Below are 26210 nucleotides of genomic sequence, written 5' to 3'. Positions count from 1 at the left end.
CAGGCAAGAAAACCGCTCATAAACAGTGCTCGCGATTCAACCGATGAACCAGCCGGATATTCGGAGATGCCCCTTTGGGTGGGGTATGGCCGGGAAAGAGGATGTATCCCAAATGGTTATACCCAGGCGCCACAGCGTCTTGCGTTCAAATCAACGCACAAAGGACGCTCCGGGCTTTTGAATCCAGAGCATCTTGCCCGCCACTCTCAGGTCATTCCCAAAAAAAGAGAATGGCGAGCGCACGGCTCCACGACGGAGACGATACTTTCGTTACAAATGCTTCATTGAGAGTTGGAATGGGATTGGAGCGACCTGCGTGTGTTCCTGCGAACACACGCCTCTAGCTGTGCAGGAAGTTGAGGATATCGTCGACGAGGGCCGAATGGGCATCCGTCAGGTTGCCCTCGCCGCCATGGCCGCCGATGCCTGCCAATTGCAGCGTATGCTGATCGGTGAGGACATGGTCGATCTGCTGGGCATCGGCCGTGCCGCCGGCAGGAACGGCGATGTTGATGGGATGAAAATATCCAATGCTGACGTCGACCAAACTACCGTTCGCGGATCCGTGTCCGCCACCGCCGCCCACACTGTTTCCAGTGAAGATCGTGTCCGACGACATGTTGAATCCACCGCCATCACCGCCGATACCCGCAATCTGGACACCGCCCTGGTCGAAAATCGCGTTGTTTGTCTGATGGGCTTCCGCCGAGCCGCCGGCAGCACCGACCGCGATGTTGATTGGCGAGAAAATGGCGAGATTCACATCGATCATGCTGCCTATAAAGTGGCCGTCGCCGCCATGGCCCGCATAGTTGTCGCCGGTGAGAATGAGAGAATTTCCAGAGTGTGTAGCGGCACTCTCGAAGGACCCGCCCCCGGCAGCCACGTTATGGTCGCCACCCGAGCCGCCAATGCCGCCGATCTGGGTTGCGCCTTGCAGAAATGCAGCGTTGTTCACCTGTTCCGAATGAGCCACCGAACCCGGGCCGCCGGCGACGGCGGTATTCACCGGAGCGAAAACGGCAACATCCGAGCTCACGATACCGCCGAAAAACAAGCCGTTACCACCGCTTCCGGCATGACTGACGGTAGCGCCAGTTCCGCCAATCGCGACATTGCCGCTTCCGCCATTGCCGCCGATACCGGACAGTTCGGTAACGTGTTGATTCATAAACGCATCATTGCCCTGGTAGGCATTCACTGTCGAATGAGGACCGGCCAATGCTGCGTTGGATGGCACGAAGATGGCCAAGGGATTGCTGCTGATCAGGCCGGTCGCAATTCCGTCGCCGCCGCTTCCAGCGGAATTGACGTTCGCGGCGGGGGCAACATCCAACGGCAGCCACGTGGGAACCAGGGCGAGATGTCCGGCACCGGAACCGGAGATCACGTTTTGACCAACGCTCGCATTGGGCGCGTCTTCCCCTGTCAGACGAGTTTCCGTCATCGCGGTCTCCCCTTTGCACTCTCACGCGTGGCGCGAATTATCGTACCCATTGTGGAATGGGACGCGCAAAAAGAAGAGCCTGCAATTCGTCTACGCCCATATGGGCAGGATAACAGCCATTTGGAGATCATACCATTTGATGGGATGCGTCGAGTACAAGGAGATTGGTCGGCGCGCCGTGCAACATGACTTCGCGTTCGAAAGTGAAGCCGCATTTTTCCAGAACATGCCTGGAGGCGGCATTGACTGAACGGACGAGGCCGATCACCCGTTCCGCACGCAAGTCGTTGAATGAAAAGGCCAAAGCCTCCTTCACCAATTCGGTCGCAAAGCCGTACCCCCAACTATCCGGGTGCAGATGATAGGAAAGGTTGAGACCATCAAACTCCTTCGACACCGTCACGCCGCCAAAGCCGATCAGCCGACCGTCCACCTCGACAGCCCAGCGTCCAAAACCATGATTGTGCCAGTGATCCATGTCACGAGAGAGACGTCGGGCACTCTCTTCAGGAGTATCCGGCGTCGGATCAGGCCGATGCGCGACGAGTTCCCGGCGGGCAAAGAGCGCGGTGACGAAATCGAGATCCACTTCTGCAGGCATTCGCAAAAGCAGACGTTTGGTGTGTCGAATTTCTCGAAGGCTCATACCGCCTCGGCCAAATGAACCTGATCGAAGCAGCAGGCGGCGGTGGAAACACCCATGCGGCATCCGGAAGCTTCCAATGCCTCTGCCGCGATTTCCACGAACAGTCGGCGGAACCACACGGCCCGGCTGTCGGTCCGGTCGACACGCCGGTAGAGCATCGTCACCTGTTCGGCCGGCAGATCGAGCGGCGGTTCCGAAATGGTCAGGTCATGAAGCTGAGCCATGCAGCGCGCAATCGATTCCGGGATCGTGGCGATGGCCGGCATTGCCCGCAAAGCCGTCGGCAAGGCCGAAAAGCGGGGCACGGTTGCCACCACCTGGCGGCGATGGCCGGTGCGGGCCAGAGAGACATCGACATTGCTGGATGTATTGCCCTCAAAGGACACGGTGACATGAGCGGCCGCGGCGAAATCCTCGAGGCTGAGCGGCGCTGTGAGCCTTAACTGCTGAGGGTCGTAGATACAGACCGATGCCTGCTCGAACAACGGTGCGCGAATATGCCAGGACGCCGGCTCCTCGTGCACCGAGACACTGAAATCATACGCACCCTCATCCAGCAAACGCGCCGCGTCGCGCTTGTCAAAAGCCACGCCGATCAAGCGCGAACCCGGCGCCATCAGGCGCAATCGCGCGATCAGCGGACCGAAAAAGGCCGATTCGAGATTGTCGCACATACCGATGCGGAACTCGCCTTGCCAGCTTGCCGGGTCGAAGGCGGTCGGTGGACGGATGGCGCGTTCGATACCCGAAAGCGCGTCTTCGATGGCGGGAGCAATGGAAAGAGCGCGCGGCGTCGGCTGCAAACCGCGCCCAACACGCACAAACAATTCGTCGTCAAGTGTCTCGCGCAACCGGCGCAGCGCAGCAGACAGGCCGGGCTGGCCGAGCAGCAAGCGCTCGGCAGCACGGCTCACATTCCTTTCCTGCATGAGCACGGAAAAGGCGAGCAACAGATTGAGGTCGATCTTTCGAAGTGTGGCATCATTCATCATCGCCAGTAATACCTGACATGGTTACTATCAATTTGCAATAGGGTTCGAAGCTGTACATTTTCTCGTTCCCTGCCGCTCTCAGCCTCCCAAGAGGCGGCAGCATAGAAAGGAACGATCCCGATGACTTCTTCCACTACCCGAAGCGGGGCCGGATTGGCGTTGCTGCTGCTTTGCGCCGCCAACTTCCTGGACGCCATGGACGTCTCCACCATTGGGGTGGCCCTGCCCGCAATCCAGAAAGAACTCGGCATGCAGGCGACCTCGCTGCAATGGGCCGTCAGCGCCTATGTGCTCGGCTATGGCGGCTTCCTGCTGCTCGGCGGCCGCGTTGCCGATCTCTTCGGCCACCGCCGCGTGTTTCTCTGGTCGCTCGGCGTATTTGCCGCCGCCAGCATTGCCGGCGGCTTCGTCGATAGCGCGCCGACCCTGATCGCCGCACGCCTGATCAAGGGCATTGCCGCCGCATTCACCGCACCGGCAGCCCTTGCATTGCTGCTCTCCGTCTTCGGAGAAGGCAGCGCCCGCGCCAAGGCGCTCGGCGTATTCTCTTCCACCGGTGCTGCCGGCTTCGTGCTCGGCATGGTGCTGGGTGGTGCGGCAACCATCATCAGTTGGCGCGCGACCCTGGTCATGGGTGCACCGGTCGCCATCTTGGCGCTCATCGTTGCCCCGCTCGTCCTGCCCGCCGATCACAAGCGAAGCGGCGCGCGCGCCCGCTTCGACTGGGCCGGTGCCCTGACGATCACCCCAGGCCTGCTGCTCTTCGTCTTCGGCGTCACCAATGCCGCAGCCGATGGCTGGCAGGCATTCGCAACCTGGGGATCGCTCGTTGCAGCGCTGATCCTGATCCTGCTGTTCCTGCTCGTAGAGTCCCGCCATCACGATCCGATGGTGCCGCTTGCCATGTTCCGCCGCGCCAAGCTCAGCCATGCCAATGCCATCGCCGCACTGTTCCAGGGGGCTTATGTCGGCTTCCAGTTCATCGCGACGCTCTATTACCAGACGGTCGTCGGCTGGTCGGCATTCGCCACCGGTTTCGCCTTCGCTCTCGGCGGCGTCTGCGTGATGTTCCTCGCGCCTCGCTTCGCCACGGTCGGGCAGAATCGCGGCACGACCTTGCTGATGACGTTCGGCGTCGGGCTGCAGGCAATCAGCTATCTCTTCTGGGTATTGTCGGCCGGCCAGATCGATACGATTGTGCTCGTCGCCATCTCGCAGCTGCTGCTCGGCGTCGGCTATGCGATGACCTATCCGTCGATCCAGGTCGCCGCACTGTCTGACGTCAGCGAAGAACAGTCCGGCCTGGCTTCAGGCATGCTGTTCGCCTCTTTCCAGATCGGCGGTGGCATCATCCTGGCGGCGGCATCGGCGGTCTTCAGCGCCGCGCCGAGCTTCGGCTGGAACCCCTATATCGCCGGTACTGCCTTCATTGCCATACTGGCTGCCGCGGTCACATTGCTGGCTGCCGTGGGACCAAGGACATCGACATCACGTTCGAATGCCTACCAGGCGGCGGAATAGCCGGCGTCGCGAGTACCCGCACCGTTTTGGGTGCGGGTATCCGCGATCAGACAGTTTCGACTTGCGAATACCATCATGACGACAGCGCTGCCGCCTCGGCGGCACGCCGCATCAGCAGATCACGCTCCCGCTGGTTTCCTGCCAGTGCAACGGCCGCCTCGAAAGCGGCTCTCGCCTCCCCGTAGCGAGCGAGCTTCTGGAGCAGATCGCCCCGAACGCTCGGCAGCAGATGATACCCCCTGAGCGCCGGCTCGTCTGCGAGCCGATCGACAATTGCCAGCCCCGCCTCCGGCCCTTCCGCCATGCCCACCGCGACCGCGCGATTGAGTTCGATAATCGGCGAAGGCACAATCGCCGCCAGCTCTCCATAAAGCCCGGCAATGCGTGACCAATCGGTCGCGTCCGCCGTCCGAGCTTCCGCGTGGCAGGCGACAATTGCCGCCTGCAGTGCGTAAGCACCGCCCGCACCGCCAAGGTCCCGCGCCCGCGCAAGTGCTCGCAGTCCCCGCCGGATCTGAAGCTGATCCCAAAGGGCGCGGTTCTGTTCCAATAGCAGGATCGGCTCGCCCGCTGCGTCCGTACGCGCCGCAGTGCGTGAGGCGTTCAGTTCCATTAGCGCCAGCAGCGCATGCGCTTCGGGTTCGTTTGGCGCGATGGAGGTCAGGACGCGGCCCATGCGCAGCGCTTCGTTGCAGAGTTGCGGCCGCAGCCAGTCCTGGCCGTGCGCTGCGGTATAGCCTTCGTTGAAAATCAGATAGACGACCTCCAGCACGGAGGCGAGCCGTTGTGCGATCTCCTCGCCGCAGGGTGTCTCATAGGCCAGCCCCGATTGCGAAAGGGTTCGTTTGGCGCGTACGATGCGCTGGGCGATCGTAGCCTCGGGCAGCAAAAAAGCCCTTGCGATCTCCTCTGTCGTCAAACCGCAAATCATGCGCAACGCCAGGGCGACACGAGCCTCCCGCGATAGCAACGGATGACAGGCGGTGAAGACGAGACGGAGCAGCTCGTCGCCTATGTCGTCGTCGAGGGCAGCGTCCAGATCGGGCATGGCCTGCTGCTCCTCGTCCATATCCCGGGCGATCATGTTATGCTTGCGCTCGAGCATCTGCCGGCGGCGCAGCTGATCCAGCGCCCGGCGCTTGGCGGTCGCCATGAGCCATGCGCCGGGTCTTTCAGGAACGCCGGTCTCGGGCCACCGTTCAAGGGCCGCCAACAACGCCTCTTGTGTCAGGTCTTCGGCCAACGGCACGTCGCGCAGCATCCTTGCCAGGCTGGTGATCAGCCTGGGCTGCTCGATCCGCCAGACGGCCAGGATCGTGCGATGGGCATCGGCGGCCGTCACGGCCGCCCGCCCCCGCTTTCGGCTATTCGCCTCACGCGACCGCAGCCGAGTGCGGTTTGCATACGTTCTCCATATCCGGCGTGAAGAACGGACGAACCTCGCACGTCCCTTCCCAGCCCGGCATGTAATCGATGTGGAGCTGCATGAATTCGACGGTCAGCGCCAGTGCCTCCTCCTTGTTCTGAAATTCGAAGATCGCGTAGCCGCCGACCACTTCCTTGGCCTCGACGAACGGGCCGTCGACGATGACGAGCTTTCCGTCCTTGATACTGACGCGGGCTCCGGTTTCCATCGGCATAAGTCCAGCGGTGTCGATCATGCGGCCGGCCTTGATCTCGCGGTCGGCGAGCTTACCCATGGCTTCCATGAGTTCCGGCGTCGGCATGCCGATTTGGGCGGAAGTGATGATAGACATGAAACGCATTTGACCATTCCTTTCGAGGCGAGCCGCTGGCGCCATTGCCGCTGAATTGTCTCGCTCAATACGACGACGAAGCAACCCCTCGGAAATCGACAGACGATTTGAAAAAAATGCGTGGCTGAGATTCCAACTCGATCAGGGGGGCGAAGCGGATCGATCGAACGCCCCGCCAAAGCCTCCAATTCGTCGAAAGCCGTCAGCACAACCACCCTATCAATTCTGCATACACGCGGGCAACCTGCCGAATGTCGAGAATCGAAGGCGCGCCATGCTCAATATTCCAAATGGGCGCCGGGCACTCTTCATTGACTTCGAACGGTCGTTGAAAGATGGTTGGAACCAACGCCAAAGCCATTGGAATTTGAAGAGGTAACGTACTCTCAGCCCTGGCAGGCATGAAGCCGTGGAAGCGGACAATAGGAGTTTGCGTTTTATGTTCGATCACATCTCGATTGGCGTCAAAAGCCTGGAAAGAGCGCGACAATTCTATGATGCGACGCTAACGCCGCTCGGCTATGAGCGGCTGTCGAACTTCGACGGCACGATCGGCTATGGCGCGGAACGTGCACAGTTCTGGGTAAGCCAGGTGGAGAGGCCGGTCCCGGCGGATCGCGGTTCCGGCCTGCATTTCTGCTTCGTCGCGCCGAGCCAGGCGGCGGTTGACGCCTTCTACGCCGCTGGGATCGCCAATGGCGGTGAAGACAACGGCAAGCCAGGTATCCGGCCGGACTACAGCCAGTTCTATTATGCAGCCTTCATTATCGACCCCGACGGCTATCGCCTCGAAGCCTATTTCAAGACCGGCGAGTGAGGGCTACGGCAAATCGAGGAGCCGACGGTCAGGCGGACGCGTTTCAAGCCGGCCTATAGATGTCGCGCCTCCGCGGGCGCGCGCTCCCAGGCATCATTGCGCCCATCATAATAAGTGACCGGCGCAGCCATCAGTTCGTCGATATCGACGCCGTCGAGGCAGGCGACGTTCACGTTGAAATATTTTTCGCCGGTCAATTTGGGAACATCGACCCATTCGAAGGCATGCACGCCGCAGTTCCTGCAAAACAAATGATGCGCGACTTTCGAATTGAATTGATAGTCGATCAATTCAGCTTCGCCCGCGATCAATCGAAACGCATCGGGACGAACGTCGACGGTCCAGAGACGCGGTTTCGCGCAGACCGAGCAATTGCATTTCCCCGTGCCGGCGCTGATGTCCACCGTCGCCTCGAAACGGACGGCACCGCAATGGCAACCTCCTCCATAGCTCTTCCTCATTGCCGCCTCGTCTCCTTCCCAACGAGCTCGATCGCGCCCGCATCATGCAAGACGCCGATATCGACGATATCTTAAAGAAACAAGCTGGGCCACCATAGCGCCGCGAGAACACCAATCAGTGCAGCTTCCTGTCCGCTATGTTTCCTAAGCATTTGATGTTTCAGGCTACTGTCAGGCTTCTGCCGTAGGGAAGGCTGGGCGAGAATCGTCAGCGCGTTTCGCGGAAGGCCGACGAACCATTGTCCCACCCTGTGTGCGATGACGGAAGACGGCGTTTCCTGATGTATGATGACTATGCTGCTTACCCCAAACATGCGACGTCGTTCAGCAAGCCGCTTGCCTCGTTCCTCGCGCTGTTCGTATTTTGGTGTTTGCTCCTTCTTCTCTTCAACAGGTTTCCCCAGATCGATCTTTCTGTCGCCCGCAGCGTCTTTACGAATGCGCCTTGCGCTTCGACCGATCCGGCCGGCGAGGTCTGCGGCATGTTTGCCTATGACAAGGATCGGCTTTTCGTCTTCCTGCGCTCCATCACGCTTGCTTTGCCTTACATCGCGGTCGCCGTGCTGCTCGCGGTCCCCTTCCTGTCCTGGAGGAAGCTTGGATCCCATTGGCGCACGCCGAAAATCGACCAGTGCATAGTGGCGCTGTTGTCACTGGCCCTCGGCTGCGGCCTCATCGTCAACCTGGCCCTAAAGGGATTCTCCGGCCGGCCGCGCCCCCGCAATACCGATCTTTTCGGCGGAACGCTGGATTTCGTTCAGGCAGGCTCGTTTGCTGGGAAATGCCTCAGGAATTGTTCTTTCATTTCCGGAGAGGCGTCATCGGCCGGATGGCTTCTCTGTCTCATCCTGCTGCTGCCGCCGCGCTGGCGTCTTCCCCTAGGAGTACCGCTCGCCGTGGTATCGATCATGATGCCGACGATGCGTGTTCTGACCGGTGCGCACTATCTGTCCGATGCGGTCTTGGGTTGGCTTTCGTCGCTGGTAATTTTTGCAGCCGTTTTGACTGTCTTCGAAATCTTCGGCTCCAGATCGCTGCGTCAGCCTTGAAAGCAGCTTTGTGGCGGCGCCATTCAACCGGTTTTGGGAAGAAACTTCGCCTGACGATTCCTCAATTTTCCGGCGCTTGGAGATGTCGTTGCTTTGCGGATGCGAGCCGTAAGTTCGGCAAGCCCGAACGGTTTTATGAGATAGTCGACCGCGCCAATATTCATTCCAGTCATTTGATCTGATAGCTGGTCATAAGCGGACGTGATGATCACCGGCGTGGAATCGACCTTCGTCCCCATGTATTTCAGCAGTTCCAGGCCACTTCCGTCCGGCAGGCGAAGGTCCAGGAGAACCACGCCGTAAGCGCCGGCAATAACCGCCGCCATCGCGGACCTCAGGTCCATCGACCAATCGACCGCCCAGCCTTCGGCAAGCAAATGATCCTGCACTGCGTTGCCGATAGTGGCATTGTCTTCGACCAGCAAAACCCGCACGACTTCCCCCTTATTCTAGGAATGAAGCTATGATCGGGATTTCTGACGGCGACCTGAAGTCCGCGTGACTGCACGACGAAAAGCGCAGATAACGGGAATCGTTCGCCAAACAATCGCCAAATAGCCGTGTAAAAGCGTGCGTTGTTCAGGTAAATGTCAGGAATGGCGGGCAACGTCGCGCGCTTAAATAGTCAAAGCCGCGTCCTGTGCGTGCTGCGGTTTACGGTTTCCCGACCCGCCTTGCAGGAAACGCCTTGGAGAAAACCATTGAACGATAAAAGTACTCAGCCTGGCCGACAGGGCGTCCGGCCAGCAATCGGTAGCGTTACTCTGTGCTTTTTAACCACTCTTTATATCCTTCTTGTGACAAACCGGATGTTTTGGACGAAGGCTTACGGCTATTTTGTCGCTAACCCTGCCGCCTTCGCCGCGTTCGCCGTTGGTATCTCTGCCGCAATCATGGCGCTCTTCACGCTTTTTTCCGCCAAATACGTCACGAAGCCGATCCTGATCTTCTTCGTTCTCGTGGCGTCGGTGTCCTCGTGGTTCAACGATCAGTTCGGCGTCATCATCGACAAGGAGATGATCCGCAATGCGGCGGTATCGACGGGCGCCGAGGCAGGTCACCTGATCACGCTGCGCTTCGCGACGCATGTGTTGCTGACGGGTATTTTGCCGTCTCTGGTAATTGCCTGGGTGCGCATCGCCCATCGCCCCGTTTTCAAGAAGCTAGCCTATAACACCGTCGTCGTCCTCGCTTGTGTCGCCATCTTCATGATTGCCGGCACCAGCTTCTACAAGACGTTCGCGGGCGTCGGCCGTGCGCACCGCGATCTGGTAGATACCCTTAACCCGGTTATGCCGATCGCCAGCGCCGTGCGCTACGCCATCGACTCGCGGAAGGATTCGAGCATCGTTGCACAGCCTTTGGGCACGGATGCCCACAGGGTCGGCACGGTCGACAACGGCAAGCCGCGCGTAACGATCATCGTTGCAGGCGAAACCGCGCGCGCCCAGAACTTTTCGCTCGGCGGCTATGGCAAGATGACCAATCCGGAGTTGGCGAAACAGAATGTCGTCTATTTCCCCAACACCAGCAGTTGCGGAACAGCGACGGCGACCTCGATCCCTTGCTTGTTCTCCGTCTATACGCGGACGCAATATACCCACCTGAAAGGCCTCGAAACGCAGAACCTGCTTGACGTGCTGACCCATGCCAAGGTCGACGTGACCTGGTTGGACAACGATACGGGCAGCTACCACGTCACCGACCGCGTTCCCTACACCTATCTGCCGACATCGGCCGATCCCCGCTTCTGCAAGGATGGCGAATGCCTGGACGCGATCCTGGTGGACAAGGTCGACAACTGGCTAGACCACATTAAGGGAGACAGCGTCCTCGTACTGCACCAGCTCGGCAGCCACGGCCCGGCTTATTACCAGCGCTATCCCGACGAGTTCCGCCGCTTCACGCCCGACTGCCGTGCCAATGATTTCGGCAGTTGCACGCCGGAAGAGATCACCAATGCCTATGACAATACGATCCTCTATACGGACCATATCGTTTCGGCGGTGATCGATAAATTGAAGCAGCGCTCAAGCTCGCTATCCGGCGCAGTCGTTTATTTCTCGGATCATGGCGAGTCGCTCGGCGAGAATGGGATCTACCTGCACGGCACGCCCTATATCATCGCCCCTTCGCAACAGACCCATGTACCCTTCCTGGTCTGGGTGGCCGACGATCTGGCGAAGACGGGCGGCTATGACATGGCCTGCCTAGCAAAACGTGCCGCTGACGGCACCCATTCGCACGACAACATCTTCCACAGCGTCCTCGGCCTGATGGATATCGCGACGAAGGTCTATGACCGCAGCCTGGACGTGTTCGCCGAATGCCGCCGTCCGCCGAACAAGTTGGCGCAGCTGAATTGATGGCGGCCAGCCTTGAACTTGAATCGCGGTCTCGCTAAGCCGAGACCGCAATGCGCCCCGCATCGTTCAAAGTCGCGCCGGCTGACGCACCGTGCGCTCGTTCTCCACATTGCCGGTGTTGAGGGTCGTGTTCCTCTCCAATAGCAAGACCTCGCATGTCGGCTCTCCGGTCGGGCAGTGTTCGACGCCATGCGGCACGATGATGTACTCGCCGGGGCCCAGGATGATATCGCCGCCGTTCTCTTCACGCAGCTTCATGCGAAGCGTGCCCTTGATAACGTGGAACAACTCGTCCTCCTCTTCGTGATGATGCCAGTGAAAGGCCCCCTCGAGTTTGACGAGTTTGATCTGGAAGTCGTTGATGTCGCCGCCGATCCGCGGACTCCAGGTCTCGCTGAAAGCCGCAAAGGCCTTCGTGAGATTGACTTTTTTCAGCCCTGACATGCGTCTCCTCCTTCTTGCATCAGCCATCGAATGCCCGGGACATATTGACGGCAGCTCCGCCAAACGCAACGTTTCCCGGCGAATTCATGGGTGAAATCCTCCCCGCCTATGCCGCCATCGCCGCGATATCGAATTCTTCGAAGGGAACCTCCGAAACTTTGCGGGTAGTTCGCAGGAGAGAACGCGAGTAAATGCCTCCCAAACTTAATTGCGATAGGCGATGGAAAAGATCATGACGGCAAGCTTTGTCGAATTCGGGCTCGATACCTTTGGCGACGTTACCCACGACGAGAGTGGAAAACTGGAATCCCATGCACAGGTCATCCGTAACGTCATCGACGAAGGCGTGCTCGCAGACCAGCTCGGGATCGATTTCTTCGGAATCGGCGAACATCATCGCCAGGACTTCGCCGTCTCCTCTCCGGAGACCGTGCTGGCCGCGATTGCAGGGCGCACATCACGCATTCATCTTGGATCGGCCGTTACCGTTCTGAGTTCCGACGATCCGATCCGCGTCTTCCAGCGTTTTTCGAGCGTGGATGCCGCATCGAACGGCCGCGCAGAGGTAATTCTCGGTCGTGGCTCCTTCACCGAATCCTTCCCGCTGTTCGGCTTCGAGCTGTCGCAATACGAAAAGCTTTTCGAGGAAAAGCTCGATCTTTTCGCCGCGCTGCTCACCAACGAGCCGGTGACCTGGAAGGGCAGCATCCGGCCGCCGCTCAACAATCAGCGGGTTTTCCCGACGATCGAGAACGGTCATCTGAAGACATGGATCGGCGTCGGCGGCAGTCCGGCGTCAGTCGTTCGCGCGGCGCAGTATAATTTGCCTTTGATGCTGGCGATCATCGGCGGCAGCCCCTATCGTTTCCAGCCCTATATCGATCTCTACCACAGGGCCTTCGCGCAATTGGGCGGAGTGGTTCAGCCGATCGGCATCCATTCGCCGGGCTATATCGCCGAGACCGACGAGCAGGCCCGCGAAGAACTGTGGCCGAGCTACAAGGCAATGCGTGACCGCATAGGCCGCGAACGCGGCTGGCCGCCGATGACGCGCGACGAATTCGAAAGCGAGATCGAAAACGGCTCACTCTATGTCGGCTCGCCCGAAACGGTTGCCGCCAAGCTGACGCCGGTCATCAAGACGCTCGGCATCAGCCGTTTCCAGTTGAAATACAGCGCAGGCACCCTCAGCCATCAGAAACTGATGCGCTGCATCGAACTTTACGCCAAGGAAGTTATCCCCGCCGTAAGAGCGGGGATAAACGAGAGCATCTGACGCTCGATTTTCAGCCGAAGGTGAAGGCGTATGCCTGGACGCCGGGATCAAGGAACTTGATTTCGAACGTATGGTCGGCGACAGGCCCACTTTGGCGGACAAGTTGGTAAAGCCGCTGGCCTGTCACCGTGCCATTGCCGTCGGCGTCGGTATCGACGCCGTGGTTATCGCCCGGTGCCTTGCCGTCAACCGTTACCTGGAAGCGGACCGGCTTTCCGTCGGCACCGGGACCAAGCACCAGATGCAGATCGCGGGCATGGAACCGATAGTAGACGCTGCCATTGCTTTCATTGAGGCTGGCTTGCTGGGCTCCGACGGTCCAGTTGCCTGTCAGGCCCCATTCGTTCAGCCGCGGTGTTGAGGCCGTATAGATAAAGGGTGCGTCATTAGCCGCTTTGTCGCCGGCTAGGAAATTCTCGGAACGCATGTAGCCGACATAAGTCTCCGGCGACTTTACATCCGCCTGATCCGATGCCGCCTCTGCACCGGTTGCCTTGACATCGACGACATCGCTCGAGACGTTGGTCTTGCCGGCTTCGGCGAGCAGCTGCTGGATAACGCGTTCGGATTCGTCGTAGCTGCCTTCGCCGAAATGATGGTGGCGCACGCGTCCCTCTGCATCGATGAAATAATGCGCCGGCCAGTACTCGTTGTCGAAGGCGCGCCAGATGGCATAGTTGTTATCGATGGCGACGGGATAGTTGATCTTCAAGTCGCCGATCGCCTTCTTGACGTTATCGACATCCTTTTCAAAGGCGAATTCCGGCGAATGCACGCCGATGACGACGAGGCCCTGGTCCTTGTATTTCTCGGCCCAGGCGCGAACATAAGGAATGGCGCGCAGGCAATTGATGCAGGAATAGGTCCAGAAGTCCACCAAAACGACCTTGCCCTTCAGGGAAGCGGCGGTGAGTGGCGATGAATTCAGCCATTGGATTGCGCCGTCAAAATTCGGCGTTGTCATTTCGACAGGCAGTTGTTCGGCCGACGGTGCCTGTGGCTTGGCCTGCATCATCATGGCGTTTGTAGCGCTCATCATGGCTTGATTGCCGACCGGCGCATTACCGCTCATGATCGCGTCGCCGTCACCCTTCATGACGACAGACTTCATCGCTCCGCCATCACTGTTCATGACGACGGATTTCATTGCACCTCCTTGTGTCTGATCCTGTTCCGCGCCCGGCTGGGCATGGAAGCGATCGACCAGATCCTGTTCCAGCGATGCCGTACTGGCAAGCGAAGCCTGCGTCAGGAAACCGGTGTCGAGGCCGAAGGCGATAGCGAAGACGGCGACAAGGACCAAGGCTCCGAGACCGCGGCGTACCCATTCGCCCGCGCCGAGAGATTTTTTCATCGTCTGGTAGACCCGCCCGCCAATCAGCAGCGCAAGGCAAAGCGACGTCGCCGCACCAAGCGCATAGGCCAGCAATAGGAGCGTCGTGCCGACGCTTGCGCCCTGAAGAGCAGCGCCCGTCAGGATCAGCCCGAGGACAGGACCGGCACAAGGCGCCCAGAGCAGGCCGGTAGCGACGCCGAGCAGCAGCGACGCGGCTATGGTCGAACCGCCACCGCGGCTACCACGATCGGCGGATTGCGACAGTTTTGCACCGAGCGAGACGAGCGGTCGGGTCAGATAGTCCGACAGCGCCGGAAACAGTAGAATGATGCCGAAGACCGCGAGCAGTGCCATGGCGGCAAAACGGCCGTATTGATTGGCCTGCACTGCCCAGCCGCCACCGACGGCGGCAAGGGTCGCGACGGCTGCAAAGGTCGCCGCCATGCCGACCAGCATCGGTAGCGTGCTCTTCAGGAAAGGTTGTCCGGCCCGCGCGAAAACGAAGGGCAAGACCGGCAGGATGCAAGGGCTGACGATCGTCAGCACCCCGCCGAGATAGGCGAGAACGAAAAGGACCATAGTCTGCAACTTTCGTCGGCTAGGCCGAAACCTCGTGGAATGTCATGGCAACGCCGTTCATGCAGTAGCGCAGGCCTGTCGGCTTTGGCCCATCGGGAAAGACATGCCCGAGATGGCCGCCGCAGCGGCTGCAATGCACCGCCGTCCGCGTCGTGCCGAAGGAATGGTCCTCTGTCGTACCGACGGCGCCGTCGATCGGCGCCCAGAAGCTCGGCCAACCGGTGCCGCTGTCGAACTTCGTGCTCGAAGAGAAAGCGTCCTGCTGGCAGCCGGCACAGGCGAAGTTGCCCTTGCGCTCTTCGTGCAGCAGCGGGCTGGAAAAAGGATATTCAGTCCCCTCCTCGCGCAGCACCGCATATTGGTCCGAGGTCAGCAACTTGTGCCATTCTTCATCGGTGTGAGTGACGGGAAATTTCTCGGCCGCAACGGCAGGGCCTGTTTCCAAACCAAGTCGGGTCGCGACCGCACCGAGGCCAGCCGCGATGAGGAGAAGTCGTCTGTTCAACATTCCTGGAACCTCCCATGAAGGGGACGATTTTCTGTCCCATAGATAATACGGGACGGACACGAATTTTGTTACGCATGTGCGGGCGAAGCACTGAAACGTGATCGCAGGATCGGCTTTCCGCACCGTCCTAGGAGTCGGTAAAAAGAGCAGGCGCCGCAATTGCTGCAACAAAGCTCGCAAGGCTCGCCGAACGCAGCGGTACGAACGGTTTTCCACTCTCACGGCAGAGGCGCTTCACCATGCCGGCAGCGGCATGACTGATGCAATCGACGGGAAAGACCGTGGCGACGGCTTGGCTGACCAGACCGGGCAGAAGTGAATTATTGTCCTCGATGCCGCCGTCATGAATCATTAAATCGATGCCGCGTTTCGACGCGAGCAACCGCAGCCGCTCGAACAAATTGCGGCGCCCGCCGACATAGAGGATCGATGCGGTCTCCGCCTCCGGCGCATTGTCGATGGCGCCGTCGATCTCGTTTGCGGCAAAAGCGGCCTCCAGGCTGTCTGCCTCGTGCTGCAAGGCTGTATTGTGCTGGGCGAGCGCTGCCGCCCGCTTTTCCAGCTCTTTGACCCGCTCTTCAGCTTGAGCGAGACGAACGGCAAGCGCGTCTGCCCGCGCGCTCTCCGCCTCCAGCCGGTGCAGAACGGCGATCTGTTCGGGACAGTTCTCGACGACATCGTCCTCGGCAAGCCTTGCGGCTTGTACCCGAACAAGGCTCTCCTCCAACTCATCGATCCGTTGCTGCAGCCGCGCCCGGTCCCTCGCCGCTGCGTGAAGTCGTTCTTCCTGACGGACGATCTTTTCCTTCTTCGCATCGACCTCGATTTGCAGCGCCCGCAGGCGCGCGATATCCAGCCGACTGGAGCTGCCGACCAGATGCGACAACATATGCACCTCACCAAACACTTCCTGTGTGAGAGGCCGATCGGTGGCGGGATGGCTCATCACGGCCCAATAAGCGCCGGATATCTCGCCCTGCTCCAGGCATTCATTCCAGAGCGCGCGAAGTTCGTCAGCCGTCGATAGTTTTGAGAACCGTTTGATCATGGTCTCATGACGGCGGTCGAGCGCCTTGTTGAGCAGCTTTCCGGCTACGCCGCGCTCGCTCGCCGCCCGCACGCCGCGACTGTGCAACACATGATCGCTTGCCATCCTGGCATCGGGCTCACCCAACTTGACCAGAAATTGCCTGAGTTCGGCTGCCGTCAAACATGTCCCGATAATCGAGCAATGAAAAGTCGGCGAAATCTCCCACGTCTTCCGGCGTTGTTCCCGCTTGGCATCTCTGCCGATCGGTCCACTCGTCGCTTTTGACGGCAAAGTCAGTTCGCTGACAATACTTTGACCGAGCCCCTGCGCCTGACGGTGGCGGTTATAGTCTGCCAAAAGCGACATGTCGTTCCCAAGCGTTATATTCCAATGAATACTACGGTAGCGGCTAAGCGGCGTGCGGACAAGGATTTGCCGATAACTTTCTTGAGATCGCGAGGTTACCTCCGCGGCGATCCGATATCGCCGCCGCCTCATCATTGTCATGCTGATGTAATAAACATTACCTATATCGTCATCGGTAGCATTTGCTACGCAGAGATAGGCAACTGGCATGACTACAGACACCCAACCGCAGGCGACATTCGACGCTCAGATTCTCGCTGCGCTTGAGGGCCTCGCACCCGCTGAACAGCGCGTGGCCCGTTTCTTTGTCGATCAGAAGCAGGCGGTGCTGTTGAGTTCCGCCGCACAGATCGCTCAACTTGCTGGCGCCAGCGACGCGACCGTGGTGCGCACCGCGCGGGCGCTCGGCTTCGAAAGCCTCTCAGCGCTCCGTGCGGCCCTGCTCTCCGAACTGACCGGAACGCCGTCGCCCGGCAATCGCCTCGAACGAACGCTTGCCGAGACGGGCGACGATGCTACCGGCGCGCTTCGTCATGTCATCGGTATCCACGAAAGCGTGCTGGACGTTCTGCGCCGTCCGGAAATCGCCGCAAGCTTTGCGCGCGCTATCAATATTCTGGCTGATGCAACGAGGCGTCATGTCTTCGGTATCGGCCCATCAGGCGCGATGGCGGATTATGCCAGCTTGCAATTCAATCGCATCGGACTGCCCACCAACGCGCTTTCGGCATCGGGGGTCGCCTTGGCGGACCGCCTTCTCTGGCTTGGCAAGGGCGATGCCGTTCTGATGATGGCCTATGCGCCGCTTTACCGCGAAGTCGAAGTCGTGCTCGACCAGGCCGGCCGACATGACGTGCCGGTGATCCTGATCAGCGACAATCTCGGCCCACTCGTCGCCGACAAGGTAGCGGAAATTATCCCCATCCCGCGTGGCAAGGCCGATCATCTCGCCATGCATGGCGGCACCATGGTGCTGATCGAAGCCATGATCGTCGGCCTGGCGGGACGTTGCCGGGAAGCAGCTTTCGACAGTCTCGATCAACTCAGCGTCCTGCGCGGCTCCATCGACAAGGCATGGAGCAAACGTGGCACGAAGAAAAAGAAATAATCAAGTAACTCTCGATAGACATAAATATTTCAAGAAAGAATTATAGTATAAAATTGCCATAACTATATCCTCTCTAAAGAGTACGGGAGAAAGCAATGCTTCATAAAACTATAGCTGGACTTGCGTTTGGCGTAGCGCTGACGTCAATGGCCGCTCCGGCCTTTTCCGCAGACCTGGTCCTTTACGATGCGCTCGATTTCAGCGGCAAGGTCGCCAAGGCCTTCGAAGCCAAGACCGGCCTCAAGGTCGATGTCGTCGAGCCGGGCAGCACCGGCGAAGTGCTTGGCAAGATCGCGGCCGAAGGCAACAATCCGCAATTCGATATCGTCTGGCTGGACGGCTCGGCGGTGATGGAACGCATGGCGTCGGATCATGTCCTGCAGCCGATCCCGGGCGATGTCTATGACAAGGCCGCCTTCACCGATTTCGGCAAGTCGCTGATCCCGGCAAGCCATGCCTTCCTGCCGACCGGCGCCAGCACTACGGCTCTCGAAGTGAACACCAAGAAAGTCGCCGCTGACAAGACGCCGAAGTCTTGGGCCGACCTCGCGCATTTCGCCGGCACAGTCGCTGCCAAGGACCCGAACCTCTCCGGTCCGGCCTATCAGTGGCTCGCAGGCTTCTTCCAGACCAACGGCATCGACGCCGGCAAGGATCTGCTCGGCAAGGTGCTGACCACGAAATCGCTCTCTGGCCTTTCCAGCGGCGGCAAGGTTAACACCGCCGTACTGACCGGCAACGCCTCCGTCGGCATCAACCAGGACAGCGCCATTTTCGCGAAGATCGCCAGTGGCGAACCCGTGATCGCGGTCTACCCGGCTGAGGGTTCGATTGCCCTGCCGCAAGGTCTCGGCATCAGCGCCAAGACGACGCATATGGATGCCGCCCGCAAGTTCATCGACTTCGTGACGAGTGCCGAAGGCCAAGCCGCCATGCAGGACGGCGACGACACCGACTTCTTCTTCATGCCCGTCATTGCGGGCGTCAAGGCAAAGCCCGGCCGTCAGACGGAAGTCGCCTTCGTTCACCTCGACGACAAGGTCGCCTCCGCGCACGAGGCCGAATGGAAGCAATGGTACAAGGATCATTTCGTCCCATGATTGAACGGAGCTCATGATGACCGTTCTGAATCATGAAGGAGCCGCGGCATTCGTCCGCGGCTCCAGCAGCGGACGCTTATCGCCGAACCAATTGCTGCCTCTCTTAGGCCGCCTCTGCGGGCCGATCGCTATTTACGCAGTGTTCCTCCTCCTGATCGGGCTACCTCTCGCGCTCGTACTGGTTCAAGCTGTGATGCCGCGGCTGTTCGATATCCAGGCCGGCAGTACCGCATTCAGCCTGGAGCCGCTGGCGCATGCCTTCGCCTCGCCGCGTATTCTCCAGTCGATCCTGAATTCGTTGGAACTGGCCGCAACAGTCGCCGTTACAACCACCGCCCTTGGCGGCGCCTTCGCCGTCCTCGTGCAGCGATGCAACGTGCCCTTGCGCGGCGTCATCGCCGTCACGCCCTGGCTGGTGTTCCTGACGCCCTCCTATCTCAAGGCACTGGCCTGGGTGCTGCTGATGTCGTCCGGCGGCTATCTGGCCCAGCTCGGCATTCTGCCGCAGTCCTGGAGCGAGGCTTTCTTTGGCCTTGAAGGCCTGGTCTTCGTCCACACGCTCGGCCTTTTCCCATTGGCGAGCTTCATCATCGCCAGCGCGCTTGCCGGGCTCGGCAGCGAGCTCGAGGACGCGGCGCGGCTGTCCGGCTCGTCCCCGCTAAAGATATGGCTGCGGATCAACGGCCCGCTACTCGCGCCGGCCATCGCCCTCAGCGTCATCGCCACCTTTGCGGAGGTGCTGTCGGATTTTGGCCTCGCCTCGACCATCGCCCGAACCTCGAACTTCGGTGTCCTGACATACGGCATCTATTCCGCGACTAGCGACTATCCCGTCGACTTTGCTTCGGCAGGCGCCCAGGCGCTGATCCTCCTGGCTTTGGTCCTGCTCGTGGTGGCGGCCGACAGGATGCTGCGCCGCCGCGCCGATCCCCGCTTGATCTCTGGAAGAGCGCGGCCAGCACGCCGTTATGAGCTTGGTTTCTGGCGGTGGCCTGCGACGATTGCCGCGCTTGCCGTCGTCTTTCTTTCGCTGATCCTACCACTGCTTGCAGTCGCTATCCGGGCATTGAGCCAGACCCTCGGCCACGGGCTGGATTGGAGCAACTTCACGCTGATCAATGTCCAGACGGCGTTGAGCCTCGGCACGGCGGCGAACGAGGGCCTGTTACGCAGTCTTGGCTATGCCGGCCTGACGGCGATCATCGCCAGCAGCATCGCCCTGCTTCTCTCAGCCCGGCTCGACCGCTCCAATTCGCTCATGCGCACCATCGCCATAGGCCTATCTCTCGGCGCGGTCGCCATTCCAGGCATCGTCCTCGGCTTCGGCTACATCCTCGTCTGGAACCGCCTGCCCGGCTTCCGCGACTGGCCGTTCCCGCATTATGGTGACGGCTCGCTCCTGGTGACCGGCTATGTCGCAGCCGCCTTGCCCTATTGCCTCGTCGTCATCCTTTCGGCCATCGGCCAGATAGCGCCGAGCCTGACGGATGCGGCCCGGCTGCAAGGCGCCGGCGCAATTCGGCGCCTGCTCGCCATCACCCTGCCACTGGTCTTCCTAAGTGTGGTGACGGCCTTCCTCCTGACCTTCATCCGCACCGTCTTCGAACTGCCGATGTCGCAAATGCTCATTCCGCTCAGCGGCCCGGCGGCCCCGACGCTGATCCTGAAACTGTTCAGCCACGATCAAGACGGGCTCGCCTGCGCCATCGCATTGTTGGCGATGGCGGTTGCCGGCGGCGGCGCGGCCATTGCGTGGATGCTGGTGCGGCGCTTCATGCCGGACCGTAGCCGCAATACCAGAGGAGAGAATGCACAATGACCGCTTCACTGGACTGCTCCGATATCTGCAAATCGCTCGGCGGCCGCGCAGTGCTCAGCAATCTCGATCTGAAGATCGCAGCCGGCGAGGTCGTATCGCTGCTTGGCGCCAGCGGATCGGGAAAGACGACCTTGTTGCGCATCATTGCGGGGCTGATCAATCCGGACAGCGGCATCGTCAAGTTCGACGACGCCGTCGTTTGGAGCAGGCAATCCGTCGTGCCGCCGGAGAAGCGCCGCGTTGGCATGGTGTTTCAGGACTATGCCCTCTGGCCGCATATGACCGTATCCCAGAACCTGTCCTTCGGGCTGCAATCACAACGCCTGTCCGAAACGGACGTGGCGGCGCGGCTGGATCATGCCCTCGATGTCACCCGCCTGGCCCCCTATCGCAACCGCTATCCGGCGGAACTGTCGGGTGGCCAGCAGCAGCGCGTGGCAATTGCCCGCTGCCTTGCCGCCCGGCCGGCCCTGATGCTGTTCGACGAACCGCTCAGCAACCTCGATGCCGCCCTGCGCGAGGATATGCGGGTAGAGATGATGGAACTGGTGCGCCGCGAGGCCACCACGGTGATCTATGTCACCCACGACCAGGCCGAGGCCATGGCGGTGTCCGATCGTATCGCCGTCATGCGCTCCGGTGTCATCGCGCAGTTCGATACGCCGCAAGCGATCTACGAGGCGCCGGCCGACGCCTTCGTTGCCAGCTTCATCGGAGGCTTCTCCATCGTTCCGGGCGTGGCGCGCGACGGCCACTTCAAGATCGAGAATACCCCGATCGAAGCGTTGCGCACGGCCGGCGCCCAAAGCGGCAGCGCTCTCCTCGTCGTTCGGCCGGAAGATGCGCGACCATCCGATGCCTATCCCGACAACCGACTTCAGGGTATTGTTCAGTCCAGCGCTTTCCAGGGACGCTGTTGGCGCCTGATGATCGATATCGGGCCGCATCGCATCCGGCTCGACTGGCCGCAAGCCATGCCCGCCGGCGCACCACTGACCTTCTCCCTGCCGCCCGAACGTTGCATGGTCCTTGCTGCCTAGACCATGATCTTATCCGAAGAATGTAACCGGCTTTCGGATAAGATCATGCGAAATCAAAAACCTATCCGTTACTCAGGATTCATTGCATGAACAGTCTCACACCCATCCTTTCCACCATAACGGCTTCTTTCCTCGGTTCCTTCGTCGAGGTCGTCGAAGCCTTCACCATCGTCCTTGCTGTCGGGGTCACGCGAAGCTGGCGTCCGGCGTTGACGGGTGCTGCTCTCGCGCTCGCGGTGCTTGCCGCCCTCGTCCTCATCTTCGGCCCGCTGCTGGCGCTGGTGCCGATCACCACGCTGCAATTCGTTGTCGGCGTTCTCCTGATCCTGTTCGGCATGCGCTGGCTGCGCAAGGCCATTCTGCGCTCACTCGGCGTCATAGCCCTGCATGATGAAGAAGCGGCTTTTTCCAAGGAAACGGCGGCCTTGCGCCAGCAATCCGAGGACCGGCGCGCCGACTATCTCGCCGGCCTTGCCTCGTTCAAGGCAGTGCTATTGGAAGGCGTCGAGGTGGTCTTCATCGTCATCGCCGTGGGCGGCGCCCATGGCTTGACGCTCTATGCCGGCCTCGGCGCTCTGGCCGCCTTCATCCTCGTCATGCTGATCGGCCTGCTGGTGCACCGCCCTCTCGCCACCGTGCCGGAAAATACGCTTAAATTCGTCGTCGGGCTGATGTTGACCAGTTTCGGCATCTTCTGGACCGGTGAAGGCATCGGTGCGGACTGGCCGGGCGCTGATCTTGCACTTATCGCCATCTTCGCAATCGTTACTCTGGCGTCCTTCGCCATTGTCCGCAGCTTGCGCGGCTCCGCCGGCAAACCCACAGCAAAGGCAGCCCAATGAACGTTATCCGCATCGCCATATCCGAACTTATCGGTATGTTCATCGACGACGGCAGCCTTGCGGCTCTGTCGCTGATCCTGGTTCTCGCCGTTGCGGCGGCAGTAAAGCTTGTCGCCCTGCCACCGCTGTTCGGCGGAGTTCTGCTGCTCGTCGGCTGTCTCGCCATCCTGATCTACAGTGTCCGTCGTGCAGTGAAACGATAAGATAAGTATTCCCCTGCAAGCTATTGGGCGGCGGGGGAAATCACCTGTTCATAGCGGTCGAAACAAGGCCTGATCGGCATAGACACAAACGCTCTTATCTTTCGTGTTCAGGCAACGGCGGAAGACTGCGATCGAGAAGCGCCTCGATAAAGGTACCGAGATTTCCCTCTCCACCGGCAGTAAGCCAGGCGTGAACCATCCGCCCCGCAAGTGCCTGTTCCACCGGCAGGCCGTTTGCCCAAAGCGTTGCCGGAAACGACCGCGCCCGCGTGCGGGGATCGAAGGGCAGGACCAGTGGCCCGATAGTGACCGGCCGGCTGAAATAGAGCGTCTCACTATTGCCGCCGTGAAAGGCCGCGCGTTGTTCCGGCGTCGGCGACAGTCGCCCAACCCAGTCGATCGCCTCAGGCATGGTCTCGGTCCGCCAAAACATAACCGGTGCTTCCGAGCCCCAAAGAAGGCGGCTCCATCCGGTCCGAGCGACGACAGCCTCCGCCCAGGTCAGAACGGCCGCCGGCGGGAAGCCGCCATGCCGGGAGAAGACGACATAAAAACGAGGATGGGCGAACAGCATCGCAGCCGGACCATAAGCGAGAATCCTGGGATTATCGACGCCCGCGAAATGTCCCCCGATCACGATGGCGTCGGGATTGCGCTCGAAATTGGCAAGCAGGGCGCGGGCGGTGCTGTCGGAAGACGGCTGTCCGCAGACGATGGCAATCCGGTCCTCGGCGGCGAGAATGTCCAGTAGCCATGACCGTTCAACGACATCCTCATCCGTCAGTCTAAGGCCGCTGAATCCAGCCGCAAGCTGCGCGCGAACGACGCTCTCCATCTCTTCGCGGTCTTTGCCGAGAGGGACGCCGAGGCCGCGGAACTTGTCCGGCGACAGGCTGATCGCCGTGTGAATGGCAGCGAGATCCGGGCTGCTGTCGAATGAGCAGAGCACGGCGCGACCGATCCCGGCGCGCGCCATGACACCTTCGTAATCTGCAACGCTCTGGAAGCGCGGCATGCCGACATGGGCATAGGCATCGATCAACAAACGATTGTCGCTCATGGCTGGCTCACTGTCCTCCCCTTTTGCCGCGGTCATTCCGCATCCTGCGCGCGATAGACATCGACGGTCATGCGGGGCAGTTGCGCAAAGTCGAAAGCCGGATGGAAATCATTGACCAGCTTGACGTTGAGATCGACCTCCTCTGGCCAGCGCATGCCGACGATGGCCGAATGGACGCGGCTATCCGACAGTACGAATTCGAGGCAGACCTGAAAGAGATCCTTCGCCTTCTGCCAATCGGGTGCCAGATAACGAGCACCGCGCTGGAAAATGCCCGAGGTCATCGTGCGCATGGTGACGACGCCGACATTTTCCTCTTTCGCCTCGTTAAGAATATGCCGCGCCGCCGACTGATAGATGAAGTTATAGGCGAGCTGGAAGACATCGAACTCCTTGTGCTTCAGGAATTGCCGCGCTGTCCAGGGCTCCTCCGCCGTCAGCCCGATGAAACCGACCTCGCCCTTCTGCTGCAATTCTAGCAGCCCTTCGAGCGGACCGCCCTTGACGATATGCTCGTACTCTTCCGCCGAGAACATGCCGCCGTGGAATTGTACGATGTCGAGCCGATCGGTATTGAGGCGCTTCAGGCTGTCGTGCACGCTGGCTATTACTTCCGCCTTGCCGACGCCGTCCCAGCGAACCTTGGTGGCCAGCACGCACTCCTCGCGCCGGGTCTTCATCACTTCACCGATCAGCCTCTCGCTGTTGCCTTCGCCATAGGCGGGGGCTGTGTCGATATAGTTGATGCCGAGATCGAGAGCGTGGTTGACGGTAGCGATCGCCGATTTCCGCCCCTCTTCCGACCATGGGTCCCAATTGTTGGCGCGGTTGAGCCCGCCGAAGGGATATCCGCCGAGGGCGATCCGCGATACCTGCAACCCGGTTCTGCCAAGAGCTATTTTCTGCATCGATCTCTCCATGTCATCTGTGAGACAGCCTCCGCTGCCCCGAAAGCCATGCGCCGTCAGTTGAGTTCGGCCAGCGCGGCGCGAACACCCGTCAAATTGTCGAGGCGCATTTCCGAATATTTTCGACCGAGCACGACGCCGGCGGCACCGCCTTCGAAGGCGGCAAGTACAGCCGCCTTGACCCGCTCGGGCGTGGTCCGGCTCAAGTCGGGACCCGACGTGTCGTCGGCATCGATCATGGCGGCGTCGCCAAGCGCCGGCCCCGAAATCTCCGTGTCATCAGGCTGACCGACCGGAATATCGACATCGATCCCGGCATAAATGACGCAACGCCCCTCGCCGCCGACAAGAGCGCGCTTGGTCTCGCGCCTGACATAGTCGGCTGAAAAGCCGGTCTTCGGCAGATCGCCATAGGGACCCTCGTCGAGACCCAACATCTTCAGCATCAACGGATAGACCTGCTCCGGATCGGCATCGCCGAAGATCGTGCGGCTGACGCCAGCAATGAACGTATGAAAGCGCGGTCCGGCGGCGTTGTCATAGGCCGATATCTTCAGGAAATCGGCGATATGGCTGAGATCGGCATAGTTCTGGCTCGCCCGATAGAACGGGCTGAAGGTGATGTTCTGCGGCATGCTCCAGCCGACTTTCATCTCCGGCCGATAGGCGCGCACCGTGCCGAAGATGTCGCGATACATCTGATGCTGCCCGTCGGCCCAGAGCGATTGCCAAGAGAGCAGTTCGGGATAATTGAGCAGCAAGCGCCAGAAGGTCACGAACGCACCATCGGAAGGAATAGCTCCCCGGGCGATGTCCGCATTCCAGAGAACCAGTTTGCGATATCCTTCCTGCGACCGCCGCCAGCTGATGCCGCGCTCGGCGCCGAGCGCCTTGCAATGGTTGCAGTAACAGGTGATCAACCCCAGACCCTGCCGCGTCGGCTCCTGGATCAGCCGATCGAGCGGGCTTGGGCGCTCCGACGACCACATGATGCCGTCAAGATCGTAGCTCTTGATGTAATCCTCGATCATGCCGAGATGCCAATTGCGATAGTCGGGATTGTTGAAGCACGGCCGACGCGCGGGCTTGTTCCAGATATCGACTTCCAGGCATTTCAGGAAATTCGGATAGCTGCGCAGATGCCGCGCGTGGCTGCTTTCGTCCATCATGGCGAAGCTTCGGATCCCACGCCGATTTGCCTCGGGAATGACGTCACCCAGCATGTCCCAATCCGGATATTCCGGCGCTCTGCCCGCCGGCCCCAGGATGGTGTTGGCGTAATATTCCGGATGGGTCTTGGCATAGTTGCCACCACGCCAGTCGCGCTCATACGCCTTTACACCATGATCGGGAAACGGCCGGCCCGGCTCCGCCCGGCCGCCGGTGGCGCGGTCCCAGGTCGGCGTCGCAAGAAACAGCGTATTGACGCCGGCCCGCTGCTGAACCGTGTCCAGTACTGTCTCGACGCCCTCGTCCATGAAGGACACCGCACCGACCTGAATTGCCACCAAACGCTCAGTCATTGCCTTTCTCCG

General features: G+C 60.4%; 25 protein-coding genes. 11 read left to right on the top strand and 14 right to left on the bottom strand.

Features of this window, described 5'->3' with window-relative positions; translation table 11 throughout:
- Nucleotides 1-340 precede the first annotated feature (340 nt).
- The 3 genes from FHT86_RS01300 to FHT86_RS01290 form a co-directional block, all read right to left on the bottom strand.
- Nucleotides 341-1447, bottom strand: a complete 1107-nt coding sequence (locus FHT86_RS01300) for a hypothetical protein (protein ID WP_133705066.1) — start codon at nt 1445-1447, stop codon at nt 341-343.
- Nucleotides 1448-1574: 127 nt separating this feature from the next.
- Nucleotides 1575-2093 (bottom strand): GNAT family N-acetyltransferase, encoded by a 519-nt coding sequence (locus tag FHT86_RS01295; protein WP_133705065.1) that lies wholly within the window; start codon nt 2091-2093, stop codon nt 1575-1577.
- On the bottom strand, nt 2090-3085 hold the full coding sequence (locus FHT86_RS01290; RefSeq protein WP_133705064.1) for a LysR family transcriptional regulator: 996 nt from the start codon (nt 3083-3085) through the stop codon (nt 2090-2092). The genes FHT86_RS01295 and FHT86_RS01290 overlap by 4 nt, the downstream gene beginning before the upstream one ends.
- Before the next feature lie 120 nt (nt 3086-3205).
- Between FHT86_RS01290 and FHT86_RS01285 the strand changes: the two genes are divergently transcribed.
- On the top strand, nt 3206-4606 hold the full coding sequence (locus tag FHT86_RS01285) for an MFS transporter (protein ID WP_133705063.1): 1401 nt from the start codon (nt 3206-3208) through the stop codon (nt 4604-4606).
- Between the two features lie 73 nt (nt 4607-4679).
- On the opposite strand, the gene FHT86_RS01280 is transcribed toward FHT86_RS01285, so the two are convergent.
- On the bottom strand, nt 4680-5948 hold the full coding sequence (locus tag FHT86_RS01280) for an RNA polymerase sigma factor (protein WP_133705062.1): 1269 nt from the start codon (nt 5946-5948) through the stop codon (nt 4680-4682).
- 31 nt (nt 5949-5979) lie between these two features.
- Nucleotides 5980-6372 (bottom strand): YciI family protein, encoded by a 393-nt coding sequence (locus FHT86_RS01275; RefSeq protein WP_133705061.1) that lies wholly within the window; start codon nt 6370-6372, stop codon nt 5980-5982.
- A 430-nt stretch (nt 6373-6802) separates the two neighbouring features.
- On the opposite strand from FHT86_RS01275, the gene FHT86_RS01270 reads away from it, so the two are divergent.
- Nucleotides 6803-7180, top strand: a complete 378-nt coding sequence (locus tag FHT86_RS01270) for a VOC family protein (RefSeq protein WP_133705060.1) — start codon at nt 6803-6805, stop codon at nt 7178-7180.
- Between the two features lie 53 nt (nt 7181-7233).
- Here FHT86_RS01270 and FHT86_RS01265 read toward each other — a convergent pair whose 3' ends face one another.
- On the bottom strand, nt 7234-7641 hold the full coding sequence (locus FHT86_RS01265; protein WP_133705059.1) for a GFA family protein: 408 nt from the start codon (nt 7639-7641) through the stop codon (nt 7234-7236).
- Between the two features lie 281 nt (nt 7642-7922).
- Here FHT86_RS01265 and FHT86_RS01260 point away from each other — a divergent pair, with 281 nt between their 5' ends.
- On the top strand, nt 7923-8690 hold the full coding sequence (locus tag FHT86_RS01260; protein WP_133705058.1) for a phosphatase PAP2 family protein: 768 nt from the start codon (nt 7923-7925) through the stop codon (nt 8688-8690).
- Between the two features lie 23 nt (nt 8691-8713).
- Here FHT86_RS01260 and FHT86_RS01255 read toward each other — a convergent pair whose 3' ends face one another.
- A complete protein-coding gene (locus FHT86_RS01255) occupies nt 8714-9124 on the bottom strand; it encodes a response regulator (protein ID WP_133705057.1) in 411 nt (136 codons plus the stop codon).
- A gap of 162 nt (nt 9125-9286) precedes the next feature.
- Here FHT86_RS01255 and FHT86_RS01250 point away from each other — a divergent pair, with 162 nt between their 5' ends.
- Nucleotides 9287-11056 carry a phosphoethanolamine transferase gene (locus tag FHT86_RS01250; protein ID WP_133705056.1) on the top strand — a complete coding sequence of 590 codons (1770 nt, stop codon included), beginning with the start codon at nt 9287-9289 and terminating at the stop codon, nt 11054-11056.
- Between the two features lie 66 nt (nt 11057-11122).
- On the opposite strand, the gene FHT86_RS01245 is transcribed toward FHT86_RS01250, so the two are convergent.
- Nucleotides 11123-11500, bottom strand: coding sequence for a cupin domain-containing protein (locus FHT86_RS01245; protein WP_133705055.1), 378 nt, complete (start codon nt 11498-11500; stop codon nt 11123-11125).
- A 232-nt stretch (nt 11501-11732) separates the two neighbouring features.
- Here FHT86_RS01245 and FHT86_RS01240 point away from each other — a divergent pair, with 232 nt between their 5' ends.
- Nucleotides 11733-12776, top strand: a complete 1044-nt coding sequence (locus FHT86_RS01240; protein ID WP_133705054.1) for an LLM class flavin-dependent oxidoreductase — start codon at nt 11733-11735, stop codon at nt 12774-12776.
- A gap of 10 nt (nt 12777-12786) precedes the next feature.
- Here the strand turns inward: FHT86_RS01240 and FHT86_RS01235 are convergent, their stop codons facing one another.
- The 3 genes from FHT86_RS01235 to FHT86_RS01225 all read right to left on the bottom strand — a co-directional run bounded on the left by FHT86_RS01235 (nt 12787) and on the right by FHT86_RS01225 (nt 16595).
- Entirely contained in the window at nt 12787-14691 is a 1905-nt protein-coding gene (locus FHT86_RS01235) for a cytochrome c biogenesis protein DipZ (RefSeq protein WP_133705053.1), read from the bottom strand.
- Between the two features lie 19 nt (nt 14692-14710).
- Entirely contained in the window at nt 14711-15199 is a 489-nt protein-coding gene (gene msrB, locus FHT86_RS01230) for a peptide-methionine (R)-S-oxide reductase MsrB (RefSeq protein ID WP_133705052.1), read from the bottom strand.
- Between the two features lie 127 nt (nt 15200-15326).
- The gene (locus FHT86_RS01225) at nt 15327-16595 is read right to left on the bottom strand and encodes a DUF2325 domain-containing protein (protein WP_166656719.1); all 1269 of its coding nucleotides are present in this window, start codon (nt 16593-16595) and stop codon (nt 15327-15329) included.
- A 208-nt stretch (nt 16596-16803) separates the two neighbouring features.
- On the opposite strand from FHT86_RS01225, the gene FHT86_RS01220 reads away from it, so the two are divergent.
- The 6 genes from FHT86_RS01220 (at nt 16804) to FHT86_RS01195 (ending at nt 22707) form a co-directional block, all read left to right on the top strand.
- On the top strand, nt 16804-17703 hold the full coding sequence (locus tag FHT86_RS01220) for a MurR/RpiR family transcriptional regulator (RefSeq protein ID WP_133705050.1): 900 nt from the start codon (nt 16804-16806) through the stop codon (nt 17701-17703).
- 95 nt (nt 17704-17798) lie between these two features.
- Entirely contained in the window at nt 17799-18803 is a 1005-nt protein-coding gene (locus FHT86_RS01215; protein WP_133705049.1) for an ABC transporter substrate-binding protein, read from the top strand.
- Between the two features lie 16 nt (nt 18804-18819).
- Nucleotides 18820-20622 carry an iron ABC transporter permease gene (locus FHT86_RS01210; protein ID WP_166656718.1) on the top strand — a complete coding sequence of 601 codons (1803 nt, stop codon included), beginning with the start codon at nt 18820-18822 and terminating at the stop codon, nt 20620-20622.
- Nucleotides 20619-21662: an ABC transporter ATP-binding protein gene (locus FHT86_RS01205; protein ID WP_133705047.1), complete on the top strand. Its 1044-nt coding sequence runs from the start codon at nt 20619-20621 to the stop codon at nt 21660-21662. The genes FHT86_RS01210 and FHT86_RS01205 overlap by 4 nt, the downstream gene beginning before the upstream one ends.
- A gap of 86 nt (nt 21663-21748) precedes the next feature.
- Nucleotides 21749-22504 carry a COG4280 domain-containing protein gene (locus FHT86_RS01200; protein WP_133705046.1) on the top strand — a complete coding sequence of 252 codons (756 nt, stop codon included), beginning with the start codon at nt 21749-21751 and terminating at the stop codon, nt 22502-22504.
- Nucleotides 22501-22707, top strand: coding sequence for a hypothetical protein (locus FHT86_RS01195; protein WP_133705045.1), 207 nt, complete (start codon nt 22501-22503; stop codon nt 22705-22707). The genes FHT86_RS01200 and FHT86_RS01195 overlap by 4 nt, the downstream gene beginning before the upstream one ends.
- A gap of 94 nt (nt 22708-22801) precedes the next feature.
- Here the strand turns inward: FHT86_RS01195 and FHT86_RS01190 are convergent, their stop codons facing one another.
- From FHT86_RS01190 to FHT86_RS01180, 3 genes are read right to left on the bottom strand one after another with little or no spacing between them, the layout of a single operon-like run.
- The gene (locus FHT86_RS01190) at nt 22802-23767 is read right to left on the bottom strand and encodes an amidohydrolase family protein (RefSeq protein ID WP_166656717.1); all 966 of its coding nucleotides are present in this window, start codon (nt 23765-23767) and stop codon (nt 22802-22804) included.
- A gap of 32 nt (nt 23768-23799) precedes the next feature.
- Nucleotides 23800-24675 (bottom strand): aldo/keto reductase, encoded by an 876-nt coding sequence (locus tag FHT86_RS01185; RefSeq protein WP_166656716.1) that lies wholly within the window; start codon nt 24673-24675, stop codon nt 23800-23802.
- A gap of 56 nt (nt 24676-24731) precedes the next feature.
- Nucleotides 24732-26198, bottom strand: coding sequence for a hypothetical protein (locus FHT86_RS01180; protein WP_133705042.1), 1467 nt, complete (start codon nt 26196-26198; stop codon nt 24732-24734).
- Nucleotides 26199-26210 lie beyond the last annotated feature (12 nt).

It is taken from the genome of Rhizobium sp. BK313 (assembly GCF_014193655.1).
Classification (GTDB): domain Bacteria; phylum Pseudomonadota; class Alphaproteobacteria; order Rhizobiales; family Rhizobiaceae; genus Rhizobium.
This window is presented reverse-complemented; position numbering and strand designations above follow the sequence as displayed.